2 protein-coding genes are annotated in these 1,830 nt (G+C 69.1%); both read left to right on the top strand.

Annotation, left to right across the window (positions count from 1 at the left end):
- The first annotated feature begins 59 nt into the window (after positions 1–59).
- Positions 60–1,247 (top strand): phosphoglycerate kinase, encoded by a 1,188-nt coding sequence (locus Q0916_RS09875; RefSeq protein WP_299237065.1) that lies wholly within the window; start codon positions 60–62, stop codon positions 1,245–1,247.
- Positions 1,248–1,249: 2 nt separating this feature from the next.
- Positions 1,250–1,756, top strand: coding sequence for a GNAT family N-acetyltransferase (locus Q0916_RS09870; RefSeq protein WP_299237063.1), 507 nt, complete (start codon positions 1,250–1,252; stop codon positions 1,754–1,756).
- Positions 1,757–1,830: the final 74 nt, after the last annotated feature.

Below are 1,830 nucleotides of genomic sequence, written 5' to 3'. Positions count from 1 at the left end.
CTCGGCGGCGGTCGCGGCGTTGCGCAAGGCTTTCATAACAACCAATCGATCACCGGAGCATGATACGGATGCTCGACGACCTCGATGCCGAGGGGGCCGCGGTCGGGGTTCGGGTCGACATAAACAGCCCGTTGGACGACGACGGGATCGCCGACGACGCCCGGGTTCGCGCCCACGTCGACACGATCGCGGAGCTGTGCGAGCGCGGCGCCCGCGTCGCGTTGCTCGCACACCAGGGCCGCCCCGGCGACGACGATTTCAGCGACCTCCGCCCCCACGCCGAGCGTCTCGACGAGCTGCTTGCGGCCCCCGTCGAGCACTGCGATTCGACGTTCTCGAGCGACGCCAGAGACCGCGTCGAACGCCTCGCCCCCGGATCGGCGCTGCTGCTCGAGAACACCCGGTTTTACTCCGAGGAGTACATGTCCTTCGACGCCGAGGACGCGGCCGACACGTACCTGGTTGAGAAGCTCTCGGTTGCCCTCGACGCCTACGTCAACGACGCCTTCGCCACGTCGCACCGCCGTCAGCCGTCGATCGTCGGGTTTCCACAGCGGCTCCCGGCGTACGCCGGACGCGTGATGGAACGGGAGATAAACGTCCTCGGGAACATCGCAGAGAGCCCCGAGCCCCGCGTGTACGTCCTCGGCGGCGCGAAGGTCGACGATTCGATCGGCGTGGCCCGGTCGGTCCTCGAGCGCGGCCTCGCCGACAGCGTCCTGACGACCGGCCTCGTCGGGAACGCCTTTCTGCTCGCGGACGGCGTCTCCCTCGGCGCCGCCTCGGCGGCCATCGTCAACGAGCGGAGCCACCGGGCGGTCAAGGCCGCCGGCGACCTGCTCGACGAGTTCAGCCACCGGATACACATGCCCCGCGACGTCGCCGTCGAACACGACGACGAGCGGCTCGAACTGGACCTTGGCGAACTGCCGACCGGACAGCCGGCGATGGACATCGGCGTCAGAACCGTCTCGGCGTACGCCGAGATCTTAGAGGACGCCGGGACGGCGATCCTCAACGGGCCGGCGGGCGTCTTCGAGGACGACCGCTTCGACACCGGGACGCTGGAGCTGTACAAGTGCGCCTCGCGCGCCCACAAGAGCATCGTCGGCGGCGGGGACACCGCCTCGGCGCTCCGAAAGTTGGGCATCCTCGAGGGGTTCGACCACGTCTCGACCGGCGGCGGGGCCGCACTGCAGATGCTCGCCGGCGAGTCGCTTGCCGGCGTCGAATCGCTCGACCAGTAGCCGTGTCTGACCGCCCGACGGACGTCGCCATCGAAGCCGCCGGCGGCGACGACGTGACCGCGCTCGTCGACCTGTGGCTCGATCTCGCGGCCGATCAACGCCGCCACGGATCGCACCTCCGGACCTCGGAGAACCGCCCCGTGATCCACGAAACGATGGTGCGACACGTCGTCGCCGACACCGCGCTCCTCGCGCGGCGCGGCGACGCGGTCGTCGGGTTCGTGACCTTCGCCGTCGAGACCGGTCGGTACGAACAGGACCGCTCCCGCGGCGTGATCCACAACGTCTACGTCCGACCCTCGGACAGAGACGACGGGATCGGAACCGCGCTGCTCGAGGCCGCCGAGGCGGACCTGGCGTCGAGGGGGGTCGACGCCGTCTCGCTGCAGGCGATGGCTCGAAACGAGCCCGCACGCCGGTTCTACAGCCGGCGTGGGTACACCGCCCACCGGATCGAACTCGAAAAACCCATCAACGACGGCTCCGAGGGTACAGACGGCGACGCGTAGCGCCCCGCGTTGCGCCAGGGGAGCTTGGGCGGTTCAAGCACCCGACTTGTAATCGGGAGTTCGTGGGTTCAAAT

This window comes from Natronomonas sp., assembly GCF_028274965.1.
GTDB lineage: Archaea > Halobacteriota > Halobacteria > Halobacteriales > Haloarculaceae > Natronomonas.
This window is presented reverse-complemented; position numbering and strand designations above follow the sequence as displayed.

What these genes read in the sequence shown, in the direction of transcription:
- Q0916_RS09875 (WP_299237065.1), top strand. Translation starts at nt 60, where the DNA reads ATGATACGGATGCTCGACGACCTCGATGCCGAGGGGGCCGCGGTCGGG.